General features: G+C 31.7%; 18 protein-coding genes and 1 tRNA gene. 16 read left to right on the top strand and 3 right to left on the bottom strand.

Features of this window, described 5'->3' with window-relative positions; genetic code table 11:
• The first annotated feature begins 55 nt into the window (after nucleotides 1-55).
• From ftsH to O5636_RS03685, 13 genes are all read left to right on the top strand, one after another.
• Nucleotides 56-1,915, top strand: coding sequence for an ATP-dependent zinc metalloprotease FtsH (gene ftsH, locus O5636_RS03745; RefSeq protein ID WP_269623283.1), 1,860 nt, complete (start codon nucleotides 56-58; stop codon nucleotides 1,913-1,915).
• 67 nt (nucleotides 1,916-1,982) lie between these two features.
• Entirely contained in the window at nucleotides 1,983-2,939 is a 957-nt protein-coding gene (gene argF / locus O5636_RS03740) for an ornithine carbamoyltransferase (protein ID WP_269623282.1), read from the top strand.
• Nucleotides 2,940-3,005: 66 nt separating this feature from the next.
• Nucleotides 3,006-3,614, top strand: coding sequence for a transcriptional repressor LexA (gene lexA, locus O5636_RS03735; RefSeq protein WP_269623281.1), 609 nt, complete (start codon nucleotides 3,006-3,008; stop codon nucleotides 3,612-3,614).
• A gap of 70 nt (nucleotides 3,615-3,684) precedes the next feature.
• On the top strand, nucleotides 3,685-5,553 hold the full coding sequence (locus O5636_RS03730; RefSeq protein ID WP_269623280.1) for a hypothetical protein: 1,869 nt from the start codon (nucleotides 3,685-3,687) through the stop codon (nucleotides 5,551-5,553).
• 343 nt (nucleotides 5,554-5,896) lie between these two features.
• Nucleotides 5,897-5,969: transfer RNA gene (locus O5636_RS03725), tRNA-Ala, on the top strand.
• A 360-nt stretch (nucleotides 5,970-6,329) separates the two neighbouring features.
• Entirely contained in the window at nucleotides 6,330-7,358 is a 1,029-nt protein-coding gene (locus O5636_RS03720; protein ID WP_269623279.1) for an NAD-dependent epimerase, read from the top strand.
• Between the two features lie 18 nt (nucleotides 7,359-7,376).
• A complete protein-coding gene (locus tag O5636_RS03715) occupies nucleotides 7,377-8,744 on the top strand; it encodes a nucleotide sugar dehydrogenase (protein ID WP_269623278.1) in 1,368 nt (455 codons plus the stop codon).
• Between the two features lie 16 nt (nucleotides 8,745-8,760).
• Nucleotides 8,761-10,551 (top strand): ABC transporter ATP-binding protein, encoded by a 1,791-nt coding sequence (locus tag O5636_RS03710; RefSeq protein WP_269623277.1) that lies wholly within the window; start codon nucleotides 8,761-8,763, stop codon nucleotides 10,549-10,551.
• A gap of 20 nt (nucleotides 10,552-10,571) precedes the next feature.
• On the top strand, nucleotides 10,572-11,591 hold the full coding sequence (gene pseB, locus O5636_RS03705; RefSeq protein WP_269623276.1) for a UDP-N-acetylglucosamine 4,6-dehydratase (inverting): 1,020 nt from the start codon (nucleotides 10,572-10,574) through the stop codon (nucleotides 11,589-11,591).
• A 108-nt stretch (nucleotides 11,592-11,699) separates the two neighbouring features.
• Nucleotides 11,700-13,679 carry an asparagine synthase (glutamine-hydrolyzing) gene (asnB, locus tag O5636_RS03700; protein ID WP_269623275.1) on the top strand — a complete coding sequence of 660 codons (1,980 nt, stop codon included), beginning with the start codon at nucleotides 11,700-11,702 and terminating at the stop codon, nucleotides 13,677-13,679.
• The gene (locus O5636_RS03695) at nucleotides 13,676-14,857 is read left to right on the top strand and encodes a glycosyltransferase (RefSeq protein ID WP_269623274.1); all 1,182 of its coding nucleotides are present in this window, start codon (nucleotides 13,676-13,678) and stop codon (nucleotides 14,855-14,857) included. Before asnB ends, O5636_RS03695 begins: the two co-directional genes overlap by 4 nt.
• A complete protein-coding gene (locus O5636_RS03690) occupies nucleotides 14,858-15,925 on the top strand; it encodes a glycosyltransferase (RefSeq protein WP_269623273.1) in 1,068 nt (355 codons plus the stop codon).
• A 108-nt stretch (nucleotides 15,926-16,033) separates the two neighbouring features.
• Nucleotides 16,034-17,182 (top strand): glycosyltransferase family 4 protein, encoded by a 1,149-nt coding sequence (locus tag O5636_RS03685; protein ID WP_269623272.1) that lies wholly within the window; start codon nucleotides 16,034-16,036, stop codon nucleotides 17,180-17,182.
• Between the two features lie 34 nt (nucleotides 17,183-17,216).
• On the opposite strand, the gene rfbA is transcribed toward O5636_RS03685, so the two are convergent.
• Nucleotides 17,217-18,089 carry a glucose-1-phosphate thymidylyltransferase RfbA gene (rfbA, locus tag O5636_RS03680; protein ID WP_269623271.1) on the bottom strand — a complete coding sequence of 291 codons (873 nt, stop codon included), beginning with the start codon at nucleotides 18,087-18,089 and terminating at the stop codon, nucleotides 17,217-17,219.
• Between the two features lie 52 nt (nucleotides 18,090-18,141).
• Between rfbA and rfbB the strand changes: the two genes are divergently transcribed.
• Entirely contained in the window at nucleotides 18,142-19,188 is a 1,047-nt protein-coding gene (rfbB, locus tag O5636_RS03675; RefSeq protein ID WP_269623270.1) for a dTDP-glucose 4,6-dehydratase, read from the top strand.
• 20 nt (nucleotides 19,189-19,208) lie between these two features.
• A complete protein-coding gene (rfbC, locus tag O5636_RS03670; RefSeq protein ID WP_269623269.1) occupies nucleotides 19,209-19,772 on the top strand; it encodes a dTDP-4-dehydrorhamnose 3,5-epimerase in 564 nt (187 codons plus the stop codon).
• Here rfbC and rfbD read toward each other — a convergent pair.
• Entirely contained in the window at nucleotides 19,739-20,635 is an 897-nt protein-coding gene (gene rfbD, locus O5636_RS03665) for a dTDP-4-dehydrorhamnose reductase (RefSeq protein WP_269623268.1), read from the bottom strand. The two genes, rfbC and rfbD, sit on opposite strands and share 34 nt — an antisense overlap.
• 293 nt (nucleotides 20,636-20,928) lie before the next feature.
• Here rfbD and O5636_RS03660 point away from each other — a divergent pair, with 293 nt between their 5' ends.
• On the top strand, nucleotides 20,929-22,008 hold the full coding sequence (locus O5636_RS03660; RefSeq protein WP_269623267.1) for a glycosyltransferase family 4 protein: 1,080 nt from the start codon (nucleotides 20,929-20,931) through the stop codon (nucleotides 22,006-22,008).
• Between the two features lie 38 nt (nucleotides 22,009-22,046).
• Here O5636_RS03660 and O5636_RS03655 read toward each other — a convergent pair whose 3' ends face one another.
• Nucleotides 22,047-23,477, bottom strand: coding sequence for a nucleotide sugar dehydrogenase (locus tag O5636_RS03655; RefSeq protein WP_269623266.1), 1,431 nt, complete (start codon nucleotides 23,475-23,477; stop codon nucleotides 22,047-22,049).
• Between the last annotated feature and the right edge of the window lie 234 nt (nucleotides 23,478-23,711).

Here is a 23,711-nt window from a genome sequence, read left to right as displayed (position 1 = left end):
TGTTCTGCGACTTGCTCATATTTGTTAGCTTTGTATCCACTTCATTTTTATTCTCATGCCTATTCGCCAAGATGAGAATCAACCAAATAGACGTTTTGGGATAATAAATCTTGTTTTGATTGGGTTTGGAGCTCTTTTGCTTTTTAGCAGCTTTCTTCCAAATCAAAATATGCAAGTCCCAAGAGTTCCATATTCTTTGTTTATAGATCAAGTTAATGATGGAGCAGTTAAAAGGGCATATATCACGCAGGAGCAAATACGTTATGAACTTTCTTCTCCTGTAGAAGGGACACCTTCAGTGTTGGCAACCACTCCTATCTTTGATATGGATCTGCCTCAGAGATTAGAAAGTAAGGGCGTAGAATTTGCAGCAGCTCCTCCAAAGAAGCCAAACATTTTTACAACAATTCTTAGCTGGGTTGTACCACCATTAATTTTCATTTTAGTTCTCCAATTTTTTGCACGCCGTAGTATGGGAGGGGGAGGTGCCCAAGGTGCGCTCAGCTTTACTAAGAGCAAAGCAAAAGTATATGTTCCCGGTGAAGAATCAAGGGTTACTTTTGATGATGTTGCAGGAGTAGATGAAGCTAAAGATGAATTGACGGAGATAGTTGATTTTCTAAAAAGGCCACAACGTTATTCTGATATTGGAGCGCGCATACCAAAAGGTGTTCTCTTAGTAGGCCCTCCAGGGACGGGTAAAACATTGCTTTCTAAAGCTGTCGCAGGTGAAGCAGAAGTTCCTTTCTTTATTATTTCAGGATCAGAATTTGTAGAGCTTTTTGTTGGAGCTGGTGCTGCAAGAGTTAGAGATTTATTTGAACAAGCTAAGAAAAAAGCACCATGTATCATTTTCATTGATGAATTAGATGCGATTGGTAAAAGTAGATCTGGATCTATGGGCGTTGTGGGAGGAAACGATGAAAGAGAACAAACTCTTAATCAATTACTTACAGAAATGGATGGGTTCTCTTCAGCAGATAAACCAGTAATTGTTTTAGCAGCTACTAACCAACCAGAGGTTCTTGATGCAGCTCTTCTAAGACCAGGACGTTTTGATAGACAAGTTTTGGTAGACAGGCCTGATCTTTCTGGAAGAAAAACTATCCTTGAGATTTATACGAAAAAGGTCAAATTATCTGAAGGAATTGATTTGGATTTAATCGCTCAAGCAACGAGTGGTTTTGCTGGAGCAGATCTCGCTAATATGGTTAATGAAGCTGCGTTATTAGCAGCCAGAAATAAAAGAAAGAAAGTAGAGCAACAAGACTTAAATGAGGCTATTGAGAGAGTAGTAGCTGGTTTAGAAAAGAAAAGCAGGGTTCTCCAAGAAGATGAAAAGAAAGTAGTTGCTTATCATGAAGTAGGCCACGCAATTGTTGGACATCTAATGCCTGGTGGTAGCAAAGTGGCTAAAATTTCAATAGTACCAAGAGGTATGAGTGCTCTTGGATATACTTTGCAGCTTCCTACTGAGGAAAGATTCCTCAATTCTAAGGATGAGTTGAAAGGTCAAATTGCAACTCTGCTTGGAGGAAGGTCTGCTGAGGAAATCATATTTGGGAAAATAACTACTGGAGCATCAAATGATTTGCAAAGAGCAACTGATTTAGCTGAACAAATGGTAAGTACTTATGGAATGAGTGACATCTTGGGCCCTTTGGCTTATGACAAGCAAGGAGGAGGTACGTTTTTAGGAGGAAATAATAATCCAAGAAGGGCAGTGAGTGATGCTACTGCTCAAGCGATTGATAAAGAAGTAAGAAGTCTTGTTGATGAGGCTCATGAAAGTGCTTTAAATATCCTTAGACGTAATTTGCCTTTATTAGAAAATATTGCTCAAATGATTCTAGAGAAGGAGGTTATTGAGGGTGATGATTTAAAATCTTTACTTTCAGAAACTGTATTGCCATAAATAGCTTTAAATTTATATTTTACTAATTAGCATTTTCTACCGATAAATTTAATTTAAGAGTATTTATATGGACTTGTCTTCTCAATCAATCTCTAGTCAACTTAGTAACTTAAATGGTTGCGATTATATATCTTGCTCAGACTTGAAATCAGAGCAGATTTCAGCTCTTTTGGAATTAGCAACACAACTAAAAAAAGGTAATCGCAGGATAGACCTTGGGAATAGAGTATTAGGATTGCTTTTTAGTAAGGCTTCGACGAGAACAAGAGTAAGTTTTCAAGTTGCAATAGCAAGACTAGGGGGACAAACAATTGATTTAAGCTTGCAAGCAACTCAGGTAGGAAGAGGCGAGCCTGTTAGAGATACTGCAAGAGTCTTAAGTCGTTATTGTGATGTGTTAGCAATAAGAACTTATTCTAACGATGAAATTCTAAACTATGCTAAATGGGCTTCTATTCCTATTATTAATGCACTTACAGATTTAGAACATCCATGTCAAGCTTTAGCTGATTTTCTTACTATCAAGGAAGTATTTGGTAGTTTTGATGGCTTAAAACTTTCATATATAGGAGATGGAAATAATGTTGCTAATTCTTTAATGATATGTGGAGCTATTTTAGGAGTAGATGTTCATATAGCTTCTCCAAAAGGCTTTGAACCTTTATCACTAATTATTAAACAAGCAAAAGCACTAGCAGGTTCAGCATCACGAATAGAAATATCAAATGATCCTTTGGAAGTAGTAGAAGGAGCTCATGTTGTTTATACTGATGTTTGGGCATCTATGGGACAAGAAAAAGAGCAATTGCAAAGAAAGGATTCTTTTCAGGGATTTACGGTTGATAAAAGTTTGATGGCAAAATCTCATAAAGATTCAATAGTTTTGCATTGTTTGCCTGCGCACAGAGGAGAAGAAATTAGTGAAGAGGTTTTTGAAAGTAATGCCAGCAAAATATTTGATCAGGCTGAAAATCGTTTGCATGTGCAACAAGCTCTTTTAGCTGCTTTGCTTGGCGGGCTATAAACCTTGCAGAAAAGCAATTCATTAGGTACATATGTATTGGAGAACAAATGCATTACTTGAGGGCTAATGGAAGGCGAAGAACTTACTTCAGCACAGCAGGAGCTTTTTGATTGGTTATCCGATTACATAGCTGCGCATCACCATAGCCCTTCTATTAGGCAGATGATGACTGCTATGGGGCTTCGATCTCCTGCTCCTATTCAGAGTCGTTTAAAACATCTTCAAGAAAAAGGTTGGATTACTTGGAAAGAAGGTCAGGCGAGGACATTACAGTTAGTAGATAATGCATTATCAGGAATTCCTGTTCTTGGAGCAGTTGCTGCAGGTGGTTTAGTAGAAACTTTTGATGATGTTCAAGAAACATTAGATATGAGTACAGTTCTTCAAACTAGAGGTCTATTTGCTTTGACAGTGAATGGGGATTCAATGGTTGATTCTTATATAGCTGATGGAGATGTAGTTTTAATGGAGCCCGTTAGGGAACCATCTTTTATTAAAGATGGAACTGTTGTTAGTGCAATGGTTCCAGGATCAGGGACTACACTCAAACATTTTTACCGTAATGGTTCCTTTGTAAGGTTAGAGGCAGCAAACCCTGCTTATGATCCAATCGAATTAGAAGCTGAAATGGTTCAAATTCAAGGCAAACTTTTAGCTGTTTGGAGAAAAACCTGAGTAATTGATGTTATAGTGCGATTTCAAAAATTGTTTTCTATAAGTCCTTAGATCTTGGATAATTAAAATAATGAAGGCAATATATAGTAAAGATTTAGTCTTATTCATAAAAAAAATATTACTAAGAAGGTCAAGTTTTGCATATTTATTTATCCTGGCTTTTATTTTTAGTCCCAAGAATCAATCAAAAGCTGATAATTCCAATGAAAATATTAATAATGAAATTAAATGGGAAAAAATCTCATTGCCAAATCTTTATTTGGAAAACCAAGTTGAATGGGAATATTTGGAAGATGATCAATTAGAGGACAGCTTAGAAGAAATAATTAACATCCAAAACGAATCAAATTCATTAGAAGATGTAGAAGAGTCAATAATGCTAATCGAGCCTAGAGATTTAGATTTTATAAAACCACTTCGTCTAAGTCCTTCTTTTCCTACTGATAATTATTTAGATAAATCAGACTTCTTACAATCATTCTTTTCTGTTTCATCTTTTTCGGGAGGTGCGGCCGGTGGTACAGGAAATCAGAACTATTCCTATCAAATTGATTATGGAGTTAACAAAAACCTCCAGGTCTCTGGTTTTTACTCTGTAGCAGATGATGGTTTATATTCATTTGTTAATGGTAATAAATTTATCCCTAATTATTGGGAAATATATGGAACTTCTGTAAAAAAGAGAATAATTAATACCGATAAATGGTCATCTTCAATATTTCTCTCACTTGAATCATGGCATATACGAAATGGAGATAGTGTAAATGGAAATATTTTCAATAATTATATCTCTTCAGTTTCATCTAAGAATTTAATTGGTTCTATTCACGTACCTTTTACTAGAAAAATAAATGATAAAATTGATTTAAATTTTATCACTACGGCCACATTTTTGCCAAGTAATCTATCTAGTAATAATAATAATTTTTATGGAAATAATCTTTACTTTGGTACAGGAATTACTTGGGAAATTAGCCCAAGGATATACTCAGTTGCATCAGTTCTATCTCCTATTGGTAATGGTAATAATTCATTTAATTCAAGCTTGCAATTTAATAAAAGCAATATTTATAATTTAGGAATTAATTGGAATGTAAATCCTATTATAGGCATAGAGGGACGTATTACAAATGGCTTTGGAGCAACTCCTTCTACATCTACTCTTACAATACCTTCAGATAATCAGCCACTTTATTTTGCTGGTATAAATTATAGGCCAGGCCTGATAGATTCGCCTCAGAGGACCTTAACAACTCGAGAAAGATCTTTAAGTAATTCTGGTTTAACAGTTGCTACAGCATTAGTACCTCCGCGAGGCTCAACGATTTTATCTAGCAATATTGATAATTATAGTAATTTCTTTATTAAACTAGGACATTCGTTATCTAATGCTTTTCAACTAGAAGTGCTGAATTTAGGTTCTTTTTCTAATGTAGAGAATCGTAATGGTGCAAATAAAAGATTTGCAAACTCCTTTATGGGATCAGAAAATTTTAATACACGAATAGGCGGTAAATTTGTTTTGCTTAGTCCATTAAGAGGAAGTAATTCATGGCTTTCTACTAGAATTAGTGTAGGAAGAAATCAGGAATCTAAACAAGGGTATATGTTTTATGAGCTAATTAATACTTATGATATAAATAAGTCTTTAGCAATTAATTATAATCCTAAAATAGCTTGGAGTGGCTATGGGGCTTTAAGTAGTTTTGGGGTTTCTACAAATCTTCAATTGGCTGAGAAATATCAATTCATATCAGAACTCAACCTAGCAATACTTGACTCATCAGAGACAAATTATACGTTTGCTTTAAGAAGACTATTTAATGATTATTTTAATCTCGATCTATATATAAGTTCTGCAGAAGGCATTCAAGATATAGGTCAATTTTTTAAATCTAAAAAATTAAGAACTGGTTTTAAATTAAATATTATATATTAGATAAGCTATTCTATTAGAATTAATTGTATAATTTAATTTTATCATGATTAATATAATGTAAATTATTTAGATTAATTTTTATGCATTGTTAAATTAGCAATAATTGGATAGTTTATATAACCAATGTTCTTAATTGAATAATTAACTTTTTCAATATGGTTTGATTTTTCCACTAGAGAAATCTTCCAGTTGCTTGGGTTGATCAGACAGGAAGTTATTTGATAAAGACTGATTAGGAATTTGCAAGTCCTAGTGTTTTTTAAGAGAAATTAAAACATTACAAGAATCTAAAGATTTTTACATAATTTTTTATATGCTTAATATCAAGGCAAAATATAATTACGGGGCCATAGCTCAGCTGGTAGAGCACCTGCATGGCATGCAGGGGGTCAGCGGTTCAAATCCGCTTGGCTCCATAATGATCTAAAGATTAGTCTTGCTTCTTGAAAAAAAAGTAAAGTTTTTTACTACAGTTATGAAGAATAATGATTTTTATAAATATTATAGATTATATGAAATGAAATGCCCGCAACTTTATTTTGAGTTTAATAGAAATTATATATATTAAGAATTAGGTTGGTATTAATAATTAATCTAAGATGTTATTAAAATGGATTAAAATTCTAATACTATTATTTCAATGAAAAATTATTTCAGCATATTTTGATTATTTTTTGCTTTAAAAGTGTCAGATTTATAGATATTTTAAAATAATTCTGGTCATTAATATTATTTGATTTGATAGAATACGAATGATTTTTTAATTTGCCAATAAAATGAAAAAGGCTGTTTTGGTGACTGGTTCAGCTGGCTTTATTGGCTTTCATCTCTCTAAATATTTGATTAGCAAGGGAATTTTTGTTATTGGCTTAGATAATTTAAATTCATATTATGATAGAAATTTGAAGCTAGCACGTTTAGGGATCTTAAAAGACGTATCTAAAAAAGACATGAATTTTGAATTTGTTGAGGATGATCTAGTAAATAGAGAAGGTCTTAATAAGCTATTTGATATTTATAAACCATCAATTGTTATTAACCTTGCTGCTCAAGCAGGAGTTCGTTATTCGATAGAAAATCCCATTGCATATATTGATTCAAATATAGTCGGATTTGCAAATATACTTGAGTGTTGTCGCCATAGCAATGTCCAACATCTTCTTTATGCAAGTAGTAGTTCGGTTTATGGAGGTAATGAAAAAATCCCGTTCTCTGAAAAAGATTCAGTTGATCATCCTATGAGTTTGTATGCCGCTAGCAAAAAAGCTAATGAACTAATGGCACATACTTATAGTAATTTATATGGACTTCCTACAACAGGACTGAGATTCTTTACTGTTTATGGTCCTTGGGGGAGACCTGATATGGCTTTATTTCTATTTACTAAAGCAATTTTATCTGATGAGCCTATTCAGATTTTTAATCATGGTGAAATGACTAGAGATTTTACTTATATAGATGATATTGTAGAGAGCTTGTTTCTTTTATTAGATAAACCTCCTTCTCCAGACCCTATGTTTGATAAGGAATTTCCAGAACCTCATAAAAGTTGGTGTCCATATCGTATCTTCAATATTGGCAATTCAAACCCAGTCCCTTTAATGGACTACATCTCGGCTTTAGAACAGTCATTAGGTAAAAAAGCTACAAAAAAATTCTTGCCAATGCAGCCAGGTGATGTACCAATGACTGCTGCTGAAACAAATGAGTTGGAAAGTTATATTAACTTTAGACCTAAAACATCAATAAGTGATGGGATTAAAAAGTTTGTAAGTTGGTATTTAGAGTTTTACAAAGCTATATAGATAAGATATATTATCTAGATGAAGTTTCCTGAATTAACTAGTTGCACTGTTGCCGTAATGGGATTGGGATATGTCGGGTTGCCTATAGCAATTGAACTTTCCAAGTCAAAAAAATGTTTATTAACGGGAGAATTACTACAAAGAAGAATTATAGGATTTGATGTTAATAAAGATAGACTAAAGGAATTAAATAATTTTTATGATAGAACAAATGAAGTATCAAAAAATGATTTTAATGAGGCTAAAGATTTAATCTTTACTAATGAAATTAGTTTGCTTTCTGATGCAGATGTTTTTATAATTACTGTCCCGACACCTATTGATTCTTTAAAAAGACCTGATCTCTCAGCTTTAAAGAAAGCAAGTAAAACTGTTTCTTTAGCGCTTTGCGCAATGAAAAACAAGGAAGAGTTTATAGATAAGAAAAATACACCGATAATTATTTATGAAAGTACTGTTTACCCTGGAGCAACTGAAGAAGTATGTATTCCTATACTTGAAGAATCAGGCTTAGCTCTAAATAGCCCAGAACAAGGAAAAGGCTTTTGCTGTGGGTATAGCCCAGAAAGAATAAACCCAGGAGATAAAGAACACAAATTAACAACTATTACTAAGGTAACTAGTGGTAGTAATTCTGAAGCCGCTAATTGGGTTGATAATTTTTATGGTTCAATTATCCAAGCTGGAACATATAAAGCAAAAAGTATTAAAGTAGCTGAAGCTGCAAAAGTGATAGAAAACACCCAACGTGATCTAAATATTGCTCTTGTTAATGAATTTTCAATGATATTTCGTAAGATGGAGATTGACACCCTGGATGTTTTAGATGCGGCTCGCAGTAAGTGGAATTTTCTTGACTTTAGACCAGGTCTTGTTGGTGGACATTGCATAGGTGTTGACCCTTATTATTTAACTTACAAATCAGAACAGCTTGGATATAGCCCACAAGTAGTATTAGCTGGTAGGCGTATGAATGATGGTATGAGCGATTGGATTATTGAACAGTTACTTATTGAAATGTCAAAAAGAGGTTTAACTATAGGGGGCAATAAAGTTTTAATATTAGGACTTAGTTTTAAAGAAAATTGCCCTGATTTAAGAAATACAAAGGTTGCTGATTTAGTAAATTCATTGGCAAAATATTCTATTGTTACAGATTTAATTGATAATTATGTTGACCCACAAGAAGCAAAAGAAATATATAATATAAATGTTTTAAAAGATTTTCATCCTGAAAAAAAATATTCAGTAGTTATTGCGGCAGTTCGACATCAGAATTTTGTTGATTTGCCTGTATTAAAATGGAAGGCAGTTTTAGAAAAAGATGGCTTTATTATTGATTTAAAAGGATATGTACCAAGGGAATTGAACCCTATTAGAATATAGTTAATTCATTTCCCTAATGAATATTAAACAAGCTAAAAGTAAGAAGTTAATACAACTCTTAATTAGATTATGGCGTATGCAAAATCAAAAGAGGAAAAAACAGATATATATATTAATTATAATAATGTTTATAAGTAGTTTGTCTGAAGTTGTTAGCCTTGCATCCGTGATCCCTTTGCTACAGGTATTAGCTAATCCAGAATATTTATGGAGCCAACCTTTTATACAACAATATTCACATTTAATTGGAATTAGAAATTATGATCAACTTTTATTGCCATGTTGTTTGCTTTTTAGTGCTACAGCAATTCTCTCTGGGTTAATTCGACTATTTAATATCTATCTAAATGGAAGGATTTCAGCATCAGTTGGATCTGATTTGAGTTTAGAATCTTTAAGAAGAACACTCTATCAGCCATACGCTTTTCACATTTCAAAAAATAGCAGTAAGAGTATTAATTCTATTAAGGATGATATTGCAAATGTAATAAGTTTAGTTCTCAATCCTTTACTACAATTAATTAGCTCGTTTGTTATATCATTTAGTATAATTGTAACCTTGTTAGTTATAAATTGGCAATCAGCCATCTTTGCAGCATTATTTATATTAATTATTTATTATTTAGCCATAGCTAATGGTAGAAAACCTTTACAACGAATGAGTAGAAAACAAGTCGATTATAGGATCAGGCAGATTAAAAGTATTCAAGAATCATTAGGAGCTATAAGAGATATTATTTTAAATAATACGCAGCTACATTATACATCTTCTTATGAGAAAGTTGATAGAAGATTAAGAATTTCAGAAGTAAACTCTAGATTTATCTCTCTCTATCCTAGGATGCTATTAGAGCCTATTTCGATGGTAATAATTGCATTCATAGCCTATTACCTTTCATTAGAAGGAGGATTAGATAAGACTTTACCTATCCTAGGAGCATTGGCATTAGGGGCTCAAAGGTTATTGCCCAACTCGCAAAAGGTTTATGAAGGCTGGGCTCAATGTAATAGTGCAATTACTAGTTTGGAGAATGTTATTAATCTAATAGAAAAACCTATAACTTCTCAGTCATTAATTATTAAGCGTAATCAATTACATTTGAAGGATAAAATCATTTTTAAAAATGTTTCTTATCAATATGAGAAAAATCTTTCTAATGTAATTCGTTCATTTAATCTTAGTATTCAAGAAGGCGAACGATTAGGTATTATTGGCAGAACAGGAAGTGGAAAAAGTACTTTTATAGATCTTCTCATAGGTTTATTAAAACCTACTAATGGACAAATTATAGTAGACGGTAAGGATATTCATTCTCAAAGTGATAAAAGCTTTTTATATCAATGGAGATCTATTATTGCTCACGTACCTCAAGATATATTTCTTACAGATTCTTCTATCGCTGAAAATATTGCATTAGGGGTAGCATTTGATTCTATTGATTTAGAGAAGGCCACATTAGCTGCCAAGAAGGCTCAACTACATGACTTTATAATTAGTACACCTCAAGGATATAAAACAATTGTTGGGGAAAGAGGGGTAAGCCTTAGCGGAGGTCAGCGACAGAGAATTGGTATAGCTAGGGCTCTATATAAAAATGCTCAAATTATTGTTTTTGATGAAGCTACTAGTTCATTAGACAATCTTACGGAAAAGTCTCTCATGCATGCAATCGATAGCCTTAGCCGTAAATTTACAATCATTCAAATTGCTCATAGATTAAGTAGTGTCGAGAACTGTGATCGTGTTATAAGAATTGAGAAGGGGACTGTTCACTCAGAAGGCCCTCCAGAGACTATGCTCAGTTAGCTCATGCACTATTAAAATATATGAAATTAAATTCAGATTCTTCAATCCTTATTACTGGTGGAACAGGAAGCTTTGGTAAAGCATTTGTTTCTAAGGTTTTAAATTTATATCCAAATATTAAACGATTAGTAATATTTAGTAGGGATGAATTAAAGCAATGGGAGATGCAACAGGTCTTCTCTCCAGATAAATATCCACAGCTTAGATTCTTTTTAGGTGATATTAGGGATTATAATCGATTACAAAGGGCTTTGAAGGGAATAGATTTTGTAATTCATGCTGCTGCTTTGAAACAAGTTCCAGCAGCTGAATATAACCCAACAGAGTTTATTATGACTAATATAATAGGCTCACAAAATATTATTCATGCTTGTTTAAACTCTAATGTTAAAAGAGTTATTGCTTTAAGTACTGATAAAGCAGCAGCTCCTATCAATTTATATGGAGCAACTAAATTATGCTCCGACAAATTATTCGTGGCAGCAAATAATGTAGTAGGTGATAGTGATATTCGTCTTTCAATTGTTCGCTATGGCAATGTAATGGGATCTAGGGGATCAGTAATTCCTTTTTTCCTTGAGAAAGCAAAAGCAGGACTTCTTCCTATTACTGATGAAGACATGACCAGGTTTAATATCTCTTTAAATGAGGGCGTGGATATGGTCCTTTGGTCTTTAGATAATTGTTTGGGAGGTGAGTTATTTGTTCCTAAAATACCTAGTTATAAAATATTGGACTTAGCTGAAGCAATTGGCCCAAATTGCAGAACACAAATAGTAGGGATCAGGCCAGGTGAGAAAATACATGAAGAAATGATTACCAAATCAGATAGTTTCTCTACTTTGGACCTTGGAAAATATTATGCAATACTACCCTCAGATTGTAAATTATTAAATATATATAAGGATTTAAATAGAGAATTTGAGCCTGTTCCAAAAGGTTTTTCATATAACTCTGGGACAAATTCATCTTTTCTTACTGTAGACGAAATCAGAGATCTAATCGTTGAAAATGTTGATAATAATTTTGTTCCAATTTGATTTATAGAGTTATAAATTTAATTATTTATTAGAAACTTATAAACATTTAATATGATTGTGAAATTCAATTAAAGCCTTTATAATAATTAATAACTGTAGATTTTTAGGATGTGTGGATTTGCTGGAATATATTGCTTTAATTCAAAGGCTCAATCTGATATTCATTTCTATCTTGAATCTATGGGTGAATCTATAGATCATAGAGGACCAGATCACAGAGGCTATTATATAGACGAGATGGAATCATTTGGCTTTGTTCATAATAGGCTTTCAATAATTGATTTAAGTTCAACTGGTAATCAGCCAATGGAAAGTCTTGATAAAAGATTTATAATTTCATTTAATGGAGAAATATATAACCATCAAGATATTAGGCATGAGATAAATAAAGATTTTGCTGGTTATCCATGGAAAGGCCATAGTGATACTGAGACATTGCTTGCATCAGTTCAAATATGGGGATTAGAAAAAACTTTAAAGAAAATTACTGGTATGTTTGCAATTGGTTTATATGACAAACTAAATAAAGAACTAACATTAATTCGCGATAGATTTGGAGAGAAGCCGCTTTACTATGGATTTACTGGAGATCAATCTCATCGCTCTTTTATATTTAGCTCTGAACTTTCATCATTTAGATCTCTTCCTTTTTTTAATAATTCAATAAATAGATCATCATTGGCCCAGCTTTTAAGATTTACTTTTATTGCAGCTCCAAACTCCATTTATAATGGAATCTTACAATTACAGCCTGGCAGCCTATTCAAACTAAAATTTCCTATAGTTAATTATTCACTTGAAGGATCATGTTGGTGGAATCTTTTAGATGAATATCAAAGGCTTAGCCAGAATCAATACACAGATGATAACTATGCTTTAGAAATCTTAGAAGAGAAGCTTACCAAGTCTGTTTTACAGCAGAGCGTTTCAGATGTCCCTATAGGAACATTTTTGTCTGGTGGTATTGATTCATCGTTAATAACTGCGTTGCTTCAAAAAAATAGTATAAAACCTATTAAAACATTTACAATTGGAACTAAAGATAATAGTTTGAATGAATCTGATTATGCTAAATCTGTTTCTAATTATTTAGGAACTGATCATACTCAACTCATTATTCAGCCAGAAGAAATAATTAATAATATTGTTAATTTGCCCAGCATATATTCTGAGCCATTTGCAGATTCTTCTCAATTGCCAACATATTTAGTAAGTAAACTCGCAATAGATAATGGTCTTAAGGTTGCTATATCTGGAGATGGTGCTGATGAATTATTTGGTGGTTATGTAAGGCATATTTATGGACCTTCTTTATGGAAAAAGATCTCATTGATTCCGTTCTCTTTAAGAAGAATACTAGGGAAATTATTATTATTAATCCCACCCCAATTTTGGAATCTCCTAGGGCTATATCTACCGGTAAGTCAATTGAGTAATAAGGTGTATAAACTCTCAAAGAGGCTAAAATATATTAATTCTATAGATGATCTTTATATATCCCTAGTAACAGTCTGTGAGGATTCTACAGCTCAAATTATTACTTCTAGCCAAGATCAGATTGTAAACAAAGCACCTTCTCCTTTAGATTTCGAATTACCTAAATCTGCTTCTGATAACCCCGCTTTGAAAATGATGTTGATGGATACACTTAATTATCTACCTAATGACATATTGACCAAGGTTGATAGAGCTTCTATGAATGTGAGTTTAGAAACAAGAGCACCATTTCTTGATCATAATGTTTTTAATGTTTCAGCACGATTACCTCATTCACTTAAAATAAACCCCAATTTAAAATACAATAATTCTAAATGGGCTTTGAGACAAATATTATATAAATATGTTCCCCCAGATTTAATTGACCGTCCTAAGGCAGGCTTTGCAATCCCTATAGGAGATTGGTTAAGAGGCCCATTAAGACCTTGGGCTGAGGACCTTTTAAATCCATCTAAAATTATCAATCAAGGATTTCTTAACCCTTCAATGGTAAATAAAACTTGGGAAAAGCATTTGAATACACATAAGAATAGCCCATATAAAATATGGACTATTCTTATGTGGCAAGCTTGGCTTGAAAAATGGACATGAAAAATGTATTATATTTAACTAGAAATGCGCTGTTAGAACCACTTGGACAAAGTCAGATACTACCTTATTTAAAATACTTATCTAAATCATATAACATTACTATTATTTCATTTGAGAAAGAAAATATTAGTAATTTCATTTCTTATAAGACTAGTTTAAATAATGAACTGACTACGCTAGGGATTACATGGATTCCTTTAAAGTTTATTCAAGGAAAACCACTACTCTCCCTTTTACAATTATTATTGGTTTCTATAATAGAGATCATAAAAAAACGTAAATATCATTTAATTCATGCACGCTCTTATGTACCAGCTTTTATAGCTGCTTTTATTTATAAAATTCTTCGTGTTCCTTTTATTTTTGATATGAGAGCACTTTGGCTAGAAGAACTTGTTTCTTCTAAACGTCTTAATAGAGGTTCATTAAGATATAGGATTTTATCTACTCTTGAAGGAATTTGTATTAAGGATTCAGCAGCAGTAGTTTCTTTAACTAATGGTGCTATTGGTTATTTAAATAGTAAATATAATAATCATTTTTCAAATAAGATTTATTCTGTGATTCCAACTTGTGTAGACGTAGATAGATTTTTTTCTAATTTAAACCCTAACTTAAATCCTAGAATATATGGATGTTATGGTACTGTTCTAAGTGGATGGTTTCAAATAGATTGGTTGATAGAGTTTTTTAGTTTGCTCTCAATTAGAGACCCAAATGCATTATTCGAAATAGTTACTAATGACAATCCTTCTGATATTAAACATTGTTTTAAGAATAATTTAAAATTACTTTCTAGATTAAGGGTTTATTCAGCTGATCCAATTCAAATGCCATCAATTATTAGTAGATTTTCAGCTACTGTTATGTTTTTTACACCAGGATTAAGCAAATTAGGAAGTTTCCCTACAAGGTTAGCCGAATCTTTAGCTTGTGGAAGACCAGTTGTAATCAATTCTGGTGTAGGCGATTTGGATCAATTAATTCGAAATTTAAAGTTTGGAATAGTAATTAGTAATATAGACACCAAAGCTATTTCAAGCTCTTTAGACGAGTTAGAATTGCTAATAAATAAACCTGATATTAATCTTGTATGTAGAGAAGTTGCTATGAATAACTTCTCTTTATATTATGGAAGTTCTGAGTATAATAAATTGTATAAAAGGATTATTATATAAATGCCCCTTCGTATTCTTGGACTAGCTTTATATGGTCCTAAGGCAGCCAGTCATAGAGTCAGGCTATCTCAATATAAAGATTTTCTTTTAGAAAATGGAATCATTTTAGATATTCACTCTTTACTGGATAATGAATATCTGGAACGAAGGTTTAATAATCAGACACCTAAGCTTTTTAAGTTAATTAAATTATTAATAACTAGAATTATAATTTTATTAAGGTCAACATCGCAATATGATATCTATATTATTCAAGGTGAATTGCTTCCATTAGTACCTTTTTACATTGAAAGATTATTTTTAAAATTACCTTATATCTACGATTATGATGATGCATTTTATCTAAAATATAATTATTTTCCTCTTAATATTATTCTGAAAAATAAATTTAAAAATGTTATTAAAAATGCCTTATCTGTAGCAGCTGGTAATAATTTACTCTATAAGTATGCCTTTAAAAACAATCAATATGTTTTTAGACTACCTTCAGTAGTTGATACCAATATTTATAAATCGCTTCCTATTTTGAAAAATAAGAATGATGTATTTACTTTAGGCTGGTTAGGTAGCCCAACCACAGCTGATTACTTGAAAATACTTATAGAGCCTTTAAAGTTTATTTCACAAAGAATACCAATTAGATTAGTAGTTATAGGAGGGGAACCCCCATCTATACCTGGCATACAGATAGTGCAAAGGAAATGGAATCTAAATACTCATGTTGAAGAAATACAAAAATTTGATGTTGGATTAATGCCTTTACCTGATAATGCCTGGACTAGAGGTAAATGCGCTTATAAATTAATTCAATATATGAGCTGTGGTATACCTGTAATAGCTTCATCAGTAGGAGCAAATTTAGATGTTGTTCCAAGTAATTGTGGTTTTCTTGTTTCGAATAAACATGAATGGATAGAAGCTATTCAATTACTATCATCTGATAAGAATTTAAGAGAATCAATGGGGAAAGCATCTTCCAAATGGGTTCTAAATGAATATAGCTTACAAAAAAATAAGTCAGAGCTATTGAAAATGCTAATTGACACTAAATCTAGAATTAAACACTAAAAGATGAGATTTGCCTCCCCGCTGCCTTGTCTAGTTAAGCTAGAGATCTCTAGAAGATCTAGTATAATTAAGCTTACGCAATTAGCCTTGTTTAACTGATTTTAGTTTATGGCAAAGAATATATACAATCCTAAAGTACTTTTGGTAGCTAACTCTGGTTGGTATATTTATAATTTTAGATTATCACTTCTGGAGCAATTGGTAGCGGAGGGGTTTGATGTTCACATTGTAGTTCCATTAGATTTTTATTCAGATTTAATTTTCAATAGAGGATTTACTGTTCATCAGTGGAAAATTTCAAGAAGGTCGATTAATCCTATTAAAGAATTTCTATCTTTGATTGATTTAATTAGAATATATAAACGAGAAAAGCCGATAATTCTCCATCACTTTACAATCAAAGCTTGTATTTATGGAACTATTGCGGCAAGAAATGCAGGTATATATAAAGTTATAAATGCGATTACTGGATTAGGTCATGTTTTTTTATCAACAAAGAAAAGAATGCGCTTTTTACGAACATTCTTTAAGCCTTTATATAGAGCACTTTTTATTGATAGTAGGGGCTTAGTTGTTTTTCAAAATGCAGATGACCAAGAAGAACTAATTAAAATGGGTTTAGTCAATAGTACTAACTCTAAACTTATACGTGGATCTGGAGTAGATATAGATTATTTTAAAAATATTGAAGAACATAAACTCAACAAACCATTAAAACTTTTATTCCCAGCAAGATTAATTAGAGAAAAAGGAATTCAAGAGACAATAAATGCATGTAAGGAATTATGGGATGATAATTATAAATTTAAATTAATTATAGCTGGTGAAATAGATTCAGGTAATCGAAGTTCATTAACAAGTGTTGAAATTGATGAATTAAAATCTCTACAAAATATAGTTATTTTAGGTCATGTTGAAGATATGAAAAGTGTTTACGCAGATGTGGATATAGTTATAATGCCGTCTTGGAGAGAGGGCCTATCTAGATCATTAATAGAAGCAGCTGCGATGCAAAGGGGAATAATAACTACAGATGTACCTGGGTGTAAAGATGTAGTTGAGCATGGAATTTCTGGAATATTAATTCCTCTTAAGGATCAATATGCAATTAAGTTGGCAATACAACTCTTTTACCATAATCCTGAGTTAATTAATAAATATGGTTTAGAAGCAAGAGAAAAAGTCAAAAGAGAATTCCAAGTCCCTCTTGTCATTAAAAGTACAGTTGAGGAGTATTATAAACTTCTAAATAATTAAAATTATTTTTTTAAAATTATCTAAGTTAGACTACTTACTTTACTAATTCAATTAGGTACTTACCATATCCACTTTTTTCTTGTTTATTTGCTAATTCTATTAATTGATCTTTATTTATAAGACCTTGTCTCCATGAAATTTCTTCTGGACAACCAATTTTAAGCCCTTGCCTATTTTCTAATGTTCTTATGTAACTTGCTGCATCATGAAGCGATTCACAAGTTCCTGTATCTAACCATGCTGTCCCTCTACTCATTAGTTCTACATTAAGAGTATCTTCATTAAGATACATTTGATTTATGTCTGTAATTTCTAACTCACCTCTCTTAGAAGGCTTAACCTTTTGAGCCTTTTCAATAATACTAGAGTCGTAAAAATATAGGCCTGTTAAAGCATATTTACTTTTTGGAACTTTAGGCTTTTCTTCTATACTTATAACTCTACCATTTTCATTTAACTCTATTACACCATATCTCTCTGGATCTTTAACTGGGTATGCAAAAACAGTTGCTCCTTTTTTTCGATCATTGCTTTTTAATAATTGTTTTCTTAGTTGGTCTCCATGGAATAGATTGTCTCCCAATATAAGAGCAGCTGGGCCATTTTGAAGGAAATCCTTACCAATAATAAAAGCTTGAGCTAATCCATCAGGATGATTTTGAACTTCGTATTTTAAATTTATACCCCAACAACTTCCATCGCCTAAAAGTCTTTTAAAATTAATATGTTCATGAGGAGTTGTAATAATTAAAATATCTTTTATTCCAGCTAACATTAATGTAGTTATAGGGTAATAAATCATAGGCTTGTCATAGACAGGTAATAATTGTTTGCTAACCCCTTTAGTGATTGGATGAAGTCTAGTGCCCGAACCACCCGCTAAGATAATTCCCTTTCGTTGTTTCAATTACTCTGATGTATTATTAATATGATTATACCTCTGTGGAGTTAACCTTAAAGTGAAGCGTAACCTGCTTATTACTGGTGGAGCTGGCTTTATAGGAAGCAACTTGGTTTTTAATTGGATTAAAAAAAATCCTGATGATAAAATAATTGTCTTGGATGCATTAACTTATGCTGGTAATATAAGTAATATCAAAGATTTAATTGAGAATAAGGATATTATATTTGAGCAAGTAAATCTTCTTGATAGAGTTAGACTTGATTCAGTAATTAGCAAATATAATATTACACATGTTATACATATGGCTGCTGAAAGTCATGTAGATCGATCTATACTTAACCCCAAGATGTTTATCGAGACAAATGTAGTTGGGACTTTTAATTTATTAGAATCCTTTAGATTGCATTGGCAGAAATCCGACTATAATGCTAATTTTAAATTTTTACATGTTAGTACTGATGAGGTTTTTGGCGCTTTAAGTGATAATGAAGAAAGCTTTTGTGAGACTACAAATTATAAACCAAGCTCGCCCTATTCAGCATCAAAGGCTTCAAGTGATCACCTGGCTTGGTCTTGGCACAAGACTTACAATTTGCCTATATTAATTAGTAATTGTTCTAATAACTATGGACCTTTTCAATTCCCTGAGAAGTTAATACCTTTAACAATTCAAAATATACTTTTAGGGAAATCAATACCAATTTACGGTAAAGGATCTAATATTCGAGATTGGTTACATGTTGATGATCACTGTAGAGCCTTAGATTTAATCCTATCTAAAGCTAAGCCAGGCTCTAGGTATTGTATAGGAGGAAATAATGAGATAAGGAATTTAGATTTAGTGATTTTAATTTGTGAATTAATGGATCAATCTAGTTATCAGTTGCCTATTACTCCAAGTAAGGATCTTCTTAACTTTGTGACTGATAGAGTAGGTCATGACTATAGATATGCTATTAATTCTGAGTGTATTAATAATCAATTAGGTTGGAACCCAGAGATTTCCCTAAAAGATGGATTGAAGAAAACTATAAAATGGTATATAAATAACCAGCATTGGTTGCAAGATATCTCAATGAAGAATAAATTTACTTCTAGTTAAGTTAACCTATTAATTTGATTATGAATATCATAGAAATGTCTATACCAGAAGTTCTTCTTATTGAGCCTAAGGTATATTCTGACGATAGAGGATTTTTTTTAGAAACAACAAGACATAGCATTCATAAGGAAATAGGATTGCCTGATTTTGTACAACATAATCAGTCAAGAAGTTCTATTGGAGTTTTAAGAGGGTTGCATTATCAATTAGTACAACCTCAGGGGAAATTAGTAAGGTGCAGTAGAGGTAAAGTATTTGATGTAGCAGTTGATATAAGAGTAGAATCTGAGAACTTTGGGAGATATGTTTCAGTTATTTTAGATGACGTCGATCATAATCAGCTTTGGATCCCACCTGGATTTGCACATGGTTTTCTTGTATTAAGTGAAATCGCCGACATTTGTTATATGTGTACTGAATATTATTATAAAGAGTATGAATTTGGAATTTTATGGAGTGATCCTGAAATTAACATAAAATGGCCAAAAATTGATAAAGTAAAAAGACCTATACTTTCACAGAGAGATTTAAAAAATAAAAAACTCTCAGATCAATCTAATGATAATTTGCCTTCCTTAAATTGATATATAACCTCAATTAAGGACTCTCTCCAATGTATTTGTTTTAAATCAAGTATTTGTTTAGAGTCAATACAATCTAAGACTGAATAATGAGGTCTTTTAGCTGCTTTAGGGTAATCAACAGTTCTTATCGGAATAATATCTTTTGCTTTTTTAAAGAATCCATATTTTTCACCTAATTCTGCTATTGCAACTCCAAAGTCATACCAACTTGCACAGCCACTATTAGACCAATGAAGTATATGTTTCCCTTTCAGGTTTAGTGATAATGATTTCCAACATGCCTTTGCTACCTCCATTGAGGTTGTTGGGGTGCCTATTTGATCAGATACAATTTTTATTGGAGACATATTTTTATTATCATTAGCATGTATTTTCAACATTGTTTTTAAAAAATTTTTCCCAAAAGCTCCATATATCCATCCAGATCTAAGAATTATCGATTTATCAAGTTCTAGAGCCGCTATCTCACCTTTGGCTTTACTTAAACCATAGTTATTAATTGGATTTGTTGGTTGTTCAGGTTTATACGGCTTGCTTTGTTCTCCATTGAAAACATAGTCAGTACTGATTTGTAATAAGCCTCCTCCTGTATCTGATAGAGCCTCTTGAAAAGCATGAGGTGCTCCTGCATTAATTGAATGGCAGGTAGCAAACTCTTCTTCAGCTTTATCTACTGCCGTATAAGCACCAGCGTTAATAATCCAGTCAGGGTTATATCTTTTTACTGAATTAATACACTCATCTTTTTTTGATAGATCTAGATCTCGATGTGCCAGCGCTATGAGTTCAATGCTTTTTGGTTTACTGATTTGTAATGCTTGGCCTAACTGGCCCGTAGCTCCAGTTAGTAACACCTTTAGCATATTCTCTTTAAATTTAAATTAAACTATTCAATATATAATTTATAAGGGCCTAAGCTTTTTGTTGACCCTGTTAAGGTTTTTTAATAAAACAACTTAAATTTAATAGATTAATTGGAGATTATTAATCACTAAAAATTTATGTCTAGAATCTATAAATTATTTTTAAGATTAACTTCTAAAAGGCATTTTATATATATTATCTATTTGTCTTTTGTTATTCCTAAAAATTAATACTATAAGCATGTTAATGTATAGAAATGCTAACTAGCAAATTGGAGCATTGTTTGCCCTATATGCATTCTCGAGAAATTTTAGCTCTTGTTACTATGCTAATTACTGCTGTTATAACAGCAGTAATTAGCATACCTGTCAGATCCATTGGTTTAAAACTGGGTTTTGTAGATCAACCTAATAAACGTAAACAGCATCAATTTAAATTAGTTAGGATAGGAGGTTTGGCTATGATTGCAGCCTATTTAACTTTAGCTATCTTCATTATATTTACAAATAATTTTACCTTGGTTAATTCCAATCAGTCTATTTTAATAGCTAGTTTAATAGGCTCCGTAGGTTTTTTTCTAATTGGTTTTGCTGACGATATATTCTCTATTTCACCCTGGTCAAGGCTTACCTTTCAGACTGTAATAGCCACTTATGCTTGGTCTAATGGCATTAAATTTCAAATTTTAGATGTTCCTTTTTTTAATAAATTTTTCTCTAGTTTTTTTACTTCGGATATTTTAAGTTTATTCATAACAGTTTTTTGGCTTGTAGCTGTTACTAATGCAATAAATTGGATTGACGGAATGGATGGATTAGCATCAGGAATTTCTGGCATGGTATTAATAGGTCTTGGATCAATTGCTATATCTAACAATAATTTAGGCGTTGCACTTTTGGCTTTTGCAACAACAGGTTCTTGCTTAGGATTTCTAGTACATAATTCTTATCCAGCCAGAATATTAATGGGAGATGGGGGCTCTTATTTCCTAGGCTTTAACCTTGCATCTTTAAGCTTATTGGTATCTATTGATAGTTCGAACCTAATTATTCTTAGAGATTTAAATTTTTTGTTGCCACTAGTATTCCTTGCATTACCAATGGCAGACATGACTATAGTAATTCTATTAAGATTACTTAGGGGAACTTCTCCTTTTTACCCTGATAGAAATCATTTCCATCATAGGTTATTGGACTCGGGTTATAAATATTATCATACCCTTCTTATATTATTTACAATTACATTTGTAATTATTCTACTTTCTTCTTTTTTAAGCTCCCTATTATCTTTATTTACATTATTGTTATTAATAGGCCTATATGTATATATATTGGCATTCCCTTTACTTAAGGTTAGATTAAATATATTTTAAAAGCACTTATATATTTAATTAATTAAAGCTTATCAAGCTTAATTCTTTTCATTATCCATTCCTACTCTCCATACATTTATCCCATATGATTTAGCTTTTTTTAGATCGCATATTGACCTAGTATCAAAAAGCCAAGAAGGTTTTCTCATTAATGAACTTATTTCTTCCCAGTTTAAGTGTTTAAACTCTTCCCATTCAGTTAGAACTATAATTGCATCTGAATCTTTTATTGCTTCTATAATTAATTTGCATATTGTAACTGTGCTTTCTATAGGGTAATTTATTTGATTATTTGTTTTTAATGTAAATAAATCATTTTCTATTTGTGATAAACTTACTTTAGGATCATAAATATTTAAGTTAGCACCTTCTTCAATTAAGTCTTTGCATATATCTATAGCAGCTGACTCTCTTGTGTCATTTGTATTTGCTTTAAAGGCAAATCCTAGGACTGCTATTTTTTTACCAGAAATAGTTCCAAACAATTTATTTACAACAATATTTGAGATTCGTTTCTTTTGCCAATTATTTATTTCTAGTACTTGTATCCAATAGGATGAAACATGATTTAATCCATAATGGTTACATATATAAATCAAATTTAGAATATCTTTTTTAAAACAACTCCCTCCAAATCCAGGTCCAGACTGTAAAAAATGACTACCTATTCTCTTATCAGCACCTATAGCTGTGGCTACATCATTGATATCAGCACCTGTAGATTCACATAAAGCAGAGATAGAGTTTATAGAACTTATCCTTTGAGCTAGAAATGCATTAGCAGTTAATTTTGAAAGCTCAGAACTCCATAAATCTGTTGTTAATATTTTTGTTTCATCTACCCAGTTTAAATAAATATTGACTAGTGCCTTGATCGACTCTTCATTATCTCCCCCAATTAAAACTCTATCAGGGTTTTCCAAATCTTTTATAGCTGTTCCTTCGGATAAAAATTCAGGATTTGATAGAACAGTAAAGCTTTTTGATTGAGTTTTATATTTAGTCTGATCAACATTTGAGAATTCGAGAATATTTTTAATAACCTCAGCTGTTTTCACAGGTAATGTACTTTTTTCAACTACTATTGTTTTGCCATTAGCGTATTCTGCAATTTTGCGTGCAGATGCTTCTATCCACTTTAGGTCACTTGCTTGACCAGCTCCTATACCTTTTTTCTTAGTAGGTGTATTTACAGAAATAAATATCATATCCGCTGTTTCAATATTCTTCTCTACTTCATTAGAAAAGTGAAGATTTTCGCCTCTACACTCTTCGATTATTTTTTTTAGTCCTGGTTCATATATAGGAAGTCTTTCTAAATCTTTTTCATTCCAGTTTCGGATTCTTTCTCTATTAATGTCGACAACATTTACTTGAATATGAGGACATTTTTGAGCAATGACAGCCATAGTAGGACCTCCTACATAGCCAGCTCCAATACAACATATGTTTTTGATTTGACATTCCATACCTAGTATTTTTTTGTGATAATTATATGTCTTTTAAATTTATTAAATTAAATTATATCATGAATTGCTTTTCTTGACATTCAAATCTTTTATTATGGCTCGTAATTTTTATTCAAAGTTCAGAATCAATTAATTAAGCTTATAAATTAGCTGTTTAAACTACTAAGACCTGAAATTCAATCTTCCTGATCAGAAATTTCTTTAGACTTTAAGATTTTTCTATATTATGTTATT

Origin of the sequence: Prochlorococcus marinus str. MIT 0918, assembly GCF_027359415.1 — a bacterium.
Lineage (GTDB): Bacteria > Cyanobacteriota > Cyanobacteriia > PCC-6307 > Cyanobiaceae > Prochlorococcus_E > Prochlorococcus_E marinus_C.
Note: the sequence above shows the minus strand (reverse complement) of the source record. Positions and strands in the feature narration are given on the sequence as shown.